Raw genomic sequence first — 6,526 nt, forward strand, 5'->3', positions numbered from 1 at the left:
ACGCCACGCAGCTTGCCGGCCTGCATCACGCGCTCCTGCTCATGCACGAGCGCGTGATGCAGGCCGGCAAGCTGCGTGGCGTTGAAGCGGGCAAGCGCCACCAGCGCTTCGGCCTTCACCGGGTTCTGCTTGTGAGGCATGGTAGACGAGCCGCCACCGCCGGAAAGTTTGATCTCGGTTCCATCTTGCGCCATCAGAGCGATGTCCTGGCCGAATTTGCCGAGGCTGCCGGTCAGCAGCGATAACCAACCGGCAAAATCAGCGAGCGCGTCGCGCTGGTTCTGCCATTGCGGTGCGTCGCCAAGACCAAGCCTGACGGCCAGGGCTGCGCGCACCGCTTTCCCTTTGTCGCCTAGTTTTTCCAGTGTGCCGGCGGCACCGCCGAACTGCACCACCAGCAGGCATCTCGACTGTTCCGGCAGCTTTTCCTGGTGCCGTTGCAGCGGCCCCTGCCACGCTGCCACACGATCATGCACTTTGATCTGAATCGCCTTCTGCATACGCGTCATGCCGGTCAGCGCCCTGCCGCCAAAACGCTCTTCGAGCGAGGCGAGGCGCATGACGGTTTCGGTCAACAGCAGATCGAGATGCTCGACGACGGGTTTCAGCCGAAGCATCAGGCCCGTGTCGACGACGTCTTGGCTGGTCGCGCCGAAATGCACTTTCTGGCCATGCGGTTCGCCGACCGCCGCCCTGATCTGGCGCACCAACTCCGGCACCATGACGCCGTCTTTGGCGACCCCGGCTCGCAGCAGAGCCGTGTTCGGCCGGAACGTGCCAAGCGCCGCCACGATCGCTGCCTCGGCATCTTTGGAGATTATCCCGTTATCGGCCTCCGCTTGCGACAGCGCCTGTTCAAAGGCCAACATGGCCTCGATTTCCGCCTCGACGGAAAAATGCCTCGCCGCTTCTTCGTCGCCGAGAAGAGCGGAGAGCAGCGGATGGTCGAAAGGCGATACAGTCATGTCACAGGCCTCCTGAGCATCAGCTGTCGAAGAAGACCGTTTCCTTCTCCCCCTGGAGATGGACGTCGAAGACATACATATCGCCTTGGCGCTCGGCGATCAGCGTCGGCACGCGAAGGCGGTGCTCGACCCGCGCAAAGATCGGATCTTCAGCATTGGCCTTTTCCTCATCGGAAAAATACAGTCTTGTGTGCAGGCCGAGATTGATGCCGCGGGCGACGATCCAGAGCGTGATATGCGGCGCCATCAGGCGACCATCGTTGAACGGGACGCGGCCAGGCTTGATCGTCTCGAACGCACACAGGCCGGTGTCCATGTCGGTCGGGCAACGGCCCCAGCCGAAGAAGTTGGGATCGGCCGTGCCGCGCGGTTCTGCCGGCGAATTGTAGAGCCCGTCGGCATCCGCCTGCCAGATCTCGATCAGCGCATCCTTGAGCGGCGTGCCGGTGCCGTCGAGCACCCGGATGCGCAGGCCGATGCGCTCGCCCTTGGTCTTGTCGTTGACCATGGTCGCGCCGAGGTCGGTCGGGTAGACGCCGCCGATGCCACCGAAATTGGGCGTCAGCCCGATATGAACGTAGGGTCCGGCGGTCTGCGAGGGGCTCTCCCTGAGCCGGTCGAGCGACTGGGCCATCAATTGCCCTCCAGCCTGTTTTCGAACCGCGACGCGCGGCGCCCGCGCAGAACGATGTCGAACTTGTAGGCGCGCGCGTCGAAGGGGATCGTCGCTTGCATGTCGAGCGTTGCGATCAGCGTCTCAATGGCCGCCTTGTCGGGGATGCCGCGCACGATCGGGCAGCGCCAGATCAGCGGATCGCCCTCGAAATACATTTGCGTGATCAGCCGCTGCGCAAAGCCGTGGCCAAAGACAGAGAAATGGATGTGCGAAGGCCGCCAGTCGTTCGGCCCGTTCGGCCAGGGATAGGGACCGGGCTTGACGGTACGAAACGCATAGAAGCCATCCTCGCCTGTAATAGTTCGGCCACAACCGCCAAAATTCGGATCGAGTGGCGCCAGATAGCCATCCCTCTTATGGCGATAGCGGCCACCGGCATTGGCCTGCCAGAACTCAAGCAGCGCGCCGGGCACGCCAACGCCGCGTTCGTCGAGCACCCGCCCATAGACGAGGATGCGCTCACCGAGCGCGCTCTCGCCGGGCCTGGCGAAATTGTGGATCAGGTCGGCGTCGAGTTCGCCGAGCATGGCGTGACCGAAGACCGGGCCTGCAATCTCCGATAGCGTGTTGTCGAACGACAGCGGCGCCTTTTGCGGTGAGCGCAGCACCGAGGTTTTATAGTTCGGCGTCAGAGCCGGCGGATGCCATGTCCGGTCGCGCTGGAAGAAGGCGCCGGTCTCGGGCCTCCGGGTCGAGCCGGACTCAGCGGGCATTCTGGCTCTCGTCCATTTCCGAAAACACCTCCTTGGCGATCTTGAAGGCACGGTTGGCGGCCGGCACGCCGGCATAGATGGCGACATGCAGGAACGCCTCGCAGATGTCGTCGCGCGACGCACCGGTGTTGGCGGTGGCGCGCACATGCATGGCGACCTCCTCATCATGGCCGAGTGCGGCCAGCAGCGCCAGCGTGACGATCGAACGCTCACGCTTGGTGAAGCCCGGCCGCGCCCACACGGTTCCCCAGGCAGCCTCGGTGATCAGCTCCTGGAAAGGCTGGTCGAAATCGGTGGCGGCGATTTCGGCCCGGTCGACATGCCGGTCGCCGAGTACCGAGCGCCGCACCGCAAGCCCCTTGCGATATCTGGCTGCGTCGCCGGGGGCTTCATCCATGGGTTGCTGTCCCAGGGGCAAGCGACGCGATAAAACTGCGGATCAGGGCGACCAGCGCTTCAGGTTGTTCGACGCAAGGAATGTGTCCGGCGTCGCGGATGATCTCGAAGCGCGCGGCGGGGATCAGCTCGGCCAGCGAGCGGACGAGATCGGGCGGCGTCGAGCCATCCTGGTCGCCCCCGACACAGAGTGTCGGCACCGCGATGCGGCGTGCGGCATCGGTGAAATCGGCATCGCGAACGGCAGCGCAGGTCCCGATGTAACCGGCGAGCGCTTGCCTGGTCATCATGTTCCTATAGCCGTCGAGCTCGGCCACACGCGCTGCGTGGAAGGCGGGGGTGAACCACATTTTGAGCACGCCATCGGCAATCGCCTGGATGCCCTTGCTTTCGACCGTTGCGATGCGTGTGTTCCAGCTGTCCGTCGTGCCGATCTTGTGCGCCGTGTCGCAAAGGATCAGGCCTTCGACGATTTCAGGTCGCCTGGCATAGAGCCCCTGCGCGATCATGCCGCCGACCGACAGGCCGCACAGCACGACTTTGCTCAATTCGAAATGATCGATGAGGGCCGAGAGATCATCGACATGATCGTCGATCGACCTGATGTCGCCGATGTCGGACAGCCCGTGACCGCGCTTGTCATAGACCAGCAGCGGCATTTCACCATCGAGCGCCGAGACAATTTCGTCCCAGATCCGGAAGTCGGTGCCCAGTGAATTGATGAATATGATAGGGCGCGCATTGCCGCTCGCCTTGATGTGGCGATGGTGCAGCGTGATGCCGCCGATGGTGAGGAATGGCACGGTTTCGGTCCTCCGCCCCCACATTGCACAAGGCGTTTGGTTCGGTAAAATGATATTTTGCGTCGTTTCATTAACTCATGGGTTATTAATTCATGTCCGAGAGCCGGATCCGGTTCCGCCATTTGCAGGCATTCCTGGAGGTCGCGCGGCAGGGAAGCGTGGCACGAGCGGCTGACTTGCTGCATGTCAGCCCGCCGGCAGTGACCAAGACATTGCGCGAGCTGGAAGGGGCGCTGGGGGTTGCGGTGGTCGAGCGCGACGGCCGTGGCATCCGACTGACGCGCATTGGCGAGATCTTTCTTCGCCATGCCGGAACGGCGATCACGGCACTCAAGCAAGGCGTCGATTCTGTCCGCCAGGACGGAGCGGTCAGCCGGCACCCGATCCGCATCGGTGCGCTGCCGACAGTGTCGGCGCGGGTGATACCGCTCGCCATGGGCCTGTTCCTCGAGGAGGACACAGGTGCGGCGATCAAGATCGTCACCGGCGAGAACGCCGTGCTGCTCGAACAGTTGCGCACCGGAGCGCTCGATCTCGTCGTCGGAAGGCTGGCGGCGCCGGAAAACATGACCGGCTTCTTCTTCGAGCACCTCTATTCTGAACCGGTGCTGTTCGTGGTGCGAGCCGGACATCCGCTGCTCGATCCGGGACAGGATGTGTTCGCACGGCTCGACGAATTCCCGATGCTGATGCCGACGCGGGAATCGGTCATCCGCCCCTTCGTCGACCGCCTGTTCATCACCAACGGCATGACGGCGCCGGCAACCGAGATCGAAACCGTTTCAGACTCCTTCGGCCGCGCCTTCCTGCGGCAAAGCAATGCCGTCTGGATCATTTCGGCTGGCGTCGTTGCCAATGAACTCGGCAGCGGCGCCTTCGTCGCCCTGCCGGTCAACACCGAGGAAACCAAGGGACCGGTCGGCCTGACCATGCGGACCGACACCGCGCCCTCGCCGGCCTTTTCCATCCTGCTGCAGACCATCCGCGAAGCGGCAAGGCAAAGCGGCTGATGCGTCAGGCTGTGCGGGATCGTCATCGGCAGAAGGCAGTCGGGTCGAGGTCGAAGACCCGTCCCGGATTGAGGATGTTTCTCGGGTCAAGCGCTGAGCGACGTCGTCCGTGTCCGTCGGCAATGTAAAACAGGACAATCGTCCTGTATCGATCACGATGGATCGTGATCGATACCGGAGAGTTGTCTTACTGAAGCTTGGCTTGCAGCGCGTTGACATCGTCGGTGGTCATTTCACCGTCCGTTGCCACCTTGCCGTCGACGATCTTCCACAGGCGGAACGGGCCGGTGATGTCGCCATATTTGTCGAAGGCGACAGGGCCGATGACACCTTCATAGCGGATCGGCTTGCCGTCCTTGATCAGGCCGAGCGCCTTGGCGAACTCTTCCTTGCCGGCAAAGATCGGCGTGCCGGCCGGATCGACGGCCTTGTACATCGCATCCTTGATCTTGGCCGGATCCTCAGAACCGGCAATGGCGATGGCCAGACCAACAATCGCGCCGGCGTCATAGGAGCGGTCGGCCGCCGGATTGGTCGGTTCGATGCCGGAGAATTCCTTGTAGTTCTTGGTGAAATACTCCGTCGAGGCCGTCGGGCTGGTGCCGGAGGACGTGCCGTAGGCTTCCTTCAGATAGTCGGCGCCGACGGACTCGATGAAATCAGGGCTGTTCATGCCGTCATTGAGCAGGAATTTCTGCACGCCGCCCTGCGAGATCCAGGTACGGGCGACCGTAGCGCCGTCGACCGGCGTGCTGACGAGGTAAAGACCGTCCGGTTCGCCGGCCATTGCCGCCGTGACTTCCGAGGCATAGCTCGACTGCTTCTCATTGTAGGGCGTGTCGGAGACGATGGTGCCGCCGAGCGCTTTGTAGGCACGTGAGAATTCGGCCACCATGTTGACGCCGAAATCGTTGTTGACATGGATGATCGACAGCTTCTTGAAACCCTTGTCGACGGCGTATTTGGCGGCGGCGACGCCCTGCAGCGCATCCGAGGTGATGGTGCGGAAGAAGATGCCGTTGGTCTTGCCGTCGCGGCCGAGCGCGGTCAGCGTCGGCGAGGACGAAGCCGGCGAGACCTGGACGATCTTGGCTGGTGCGGTGACCGAAGTCAGGATCGGGATCGACACCGAGGAGATGATGCCGCCGATGATGACCGGCACCTTCTTGACCTGAACCAGCTGGGTGGCGGCGTCAACGGCGACGTTGCCCTGGCTCTGGCTGTCGCGCGTGTCGGTGACGAGATCGCAGCCGCGCACACCGCCGGCTCCGTTGATGTCGCGGAAGGCCATCTCGACCGACTTGGCGCCGGCCTGGCCGTATTCGCCGGCCGGGCCGGTCAGCTCCATGACGAGGCCGACGGTGATCTTGCAATCGGCGGCTTGCGCAGCACCCGCCATCGTGACGAGGGCGAGCGCGGTGGTGAGTTGGAGTATCGTCTTTGTCATTGTTGTTCCCCTTTCGTTACTCGACTGTATTTGAATTCTGGAGCCTGTTCAGCGTTCCGGCACCTGCAGCCAGGTCTCATGCAGATGTCGCCATTCAACGCCGTTGGGCGCCGATGAACTGGTGGTGAAGACGGCACTGGACTGGCGGCGGCTGTGCTTGCCTGCGCGCAGCTGCGCTTCGACATAGAGGACGACGATGGTATCGGCGTCCTGCCAGCCGGGCCGGATGTCCTCGATCGAAATGGCAAAACCATCGTCGCAGGAAGCGCGGCTTGCGCGGACATGATCGATGACCGCTTCGCGGTCGAGGATCTGCCCGTCCGGCGCCACCATGCTGAGGTCTTTGCCCATGGCGCGTTCGAAGCGGCCGAAGTCCACCGTGTTGGCGCGCGCAGCGACGAACCAGTCGACGAAGAAGCGGTGCAGGTCGATGATTTCGGCGCTGGCGCGTGAAAACAGGGAGGGCTCGTCGCTCATTTCTTCCCCGCATTGAGGTTGTAGTGCATGATCGAGCCG

General features: G+C 63.0%; 8 protein-coding genes. 1 reads left to right on the top strand and 7 read right to left on the bottom strand.

The genetic code is table 11. The features are described from left to right. The 5 genes from EN906_RS18280 to pcaD all read right to left on the bottom strand — a co-directional run. A partial coding sequence (locus EN906_RS18280; protein ID WP_127375288.1) for a 3-carboxy-cis,cis-muconate cycloisomerase occupies nucleotides 1–965 on the bottom strand: 965 nt, incomplete at its 3' end. Between the two features lie 19 nt (nucleotides 966–984). Next, the gene (pcaG, locus tag EN906_RS18285) at nucleotides 985–1,599 is read right to left on the bottom strand and encodes a protocatechuate 3,4-dioxygenase subunit alpha (protein WP_127266581.1); all 615 of its coding nucleotides are present in this window, start codon (nucleotides 1,597–1,599) and stop codon (nucleotides 985–987) included. Further along, nucleotides 1,599–2,354 (bottom strand): protocatechuate 3,4-dioxygenase subunit beta, encoded by a 756-nt coding sequence (gene pcaH, locus EN906_RS18290; protein ID WP_127266582.1) that lies wholly within the window; start codon nucleotides 2,352–2,354, stop codon nucleotides 1,599–1,601. The genes pcaG and pcaH overlap by 1 nt, the downstream gene beginning before the upstream one ends. Continuing rightward, complete coding sequence (gene pcaC, locus EN906_RS18295; protein ID WP_127266583.1) at nucleotides 2,344–2,751, bottom strand: 4-carboxymuconolactone decarboxylase; 408 nt, start codon at nucleotides 2,749–2,751, stop codon at nucleotides 2,344–2,346. The genes pcaH and pcaC overlap by 11 nt, the downstream gene beginning before the upstream one ends. Then, nucleotides 2,744–3,553, bottom strand: coding sequence for a 3-oxoadipate enol-lactonase (pcaD, locus tag EN906_RS18300; RefSeq protein WP_127266584.1), 810 nt, complete (start codon nucleotides 3,551–3,553; stop codon nucleotides 2,744–2,746). Before pcaD ends, pcaC begins: the two co-directional genes overlap by 8 nt. A gap of 92 nt (nucleotides 3,554–3,645) precedes the next feature. Here pcaD and pcaQ point away from each other — a divergent pair, with 92 nt between their 5' ends. After that, the gene (gene pcaQ, locus EN906_RS18305; RefSeq protein WP_127266585.1) at nucleotides 3,646–4,563 is read left to right on the top strand and encodes a pca operon transcription factor PcaQ; all 918 of its coding nucleotides are present in this window, start codon (nucleotides 3,646–3,648) and stop codon (nucleotides 4,561–4,563) included. Nucleotides 4,564–4,750: 187 nt separating this feature from the next. Here pcaQ and EN906_RS18310 read toward each other — a convergent pair whose 3' ends face one another. Both EN906_RS18310 and EN906_RS18315 read right to left on the bottom strand, forming a co-directional pair. Continuing rightward, on the bottom strand, nucleotides 4,751–6,010 hold the full coding sequence (locus EN906_RS18310; RefSeq protein ID WP_127266586.1) for an ABC transporter substrate-binding protein: 1,260 nt from the start codon (nucleotides 6,008–6,010) through the stop codon (nucleotides 4,751–4,753). A 48-nt stretch (nucleotides 6,011–6,058) separates the two neighbouring features. Then, nucleotides 6,059–6,487 carry a DUF4440 domain-containing protein gene (locus tag EN906_RS18315; RefSeq protein WP_127266587.1) on the bottom strand — a complete coding sequence of 143 codons (429 nt, stop codon included), beginning with the start codon at nucleotides 6,485–6,487 and terminating at the stop codon, nucleotides 6,059–6,061. Nucleotides 6,488–6,526: the final 39 nt, after the last annotated feature.

Source organism: Mesorhizobium sp. M7A.F.Ca.CA.004.06.1.1 (assembly GCF_003999135.1).
In the GTDB taxonomy this organism is placed as follows: Bacteria; Pseudomonadota; Alphaproteobacteria; order Rhizobiales; family Rhizobiaceae; genus Mesorhizobium.

What these genes read in the sequence shown, in the direction of transcription:
- pcaG (WP_127266581.1), bottom strand. Translation starts at nt 1,599, where the DNA reads ATGGCCCAGTCGCTCGACCGGCTCAGGGAGAGCCCCTCGCAGACCGCC.
- pcaH (WP_127266582.1), bottom strand. Translation starts at nt 2,354, where the DNA reads ATGCCCGCTGAGTCCGGCTCGACCCGGAGGCCCGAGACCGGCGCCTTC.
- pcaC (WP_127266583.1), bottom strand. Translation starts at nt 2,751, where the DNA reads ATGGATGAAGCCCCCGGCGACGCAGCCAGATATCGCAAGGGGCTTGCG.
- pcaQ (WP_127266585.1), top strand. Translation starts at nt 3,646, where the DNA reads ATGTCCGAGAGCCGGATCCGGTTCCGCCATTTGCAGGCATTCCTGGAG.
- EN906_RS18310 (WP_127266586.1), bottom strand. Translation starts at nt 6,010, where the DNA reads ATGACAAAGACGATACTCCAACTCACCACCGCGCTCGCCCTCGTCACG.
- EN906_RS18315 (WP_127266587.1), bottom strand. Translation starts at nt 6,487, where the DNA reads ATGAGCGACGAGCCCTCCCTGTTTTCACGCGCCAGCGCCGAAATCATC.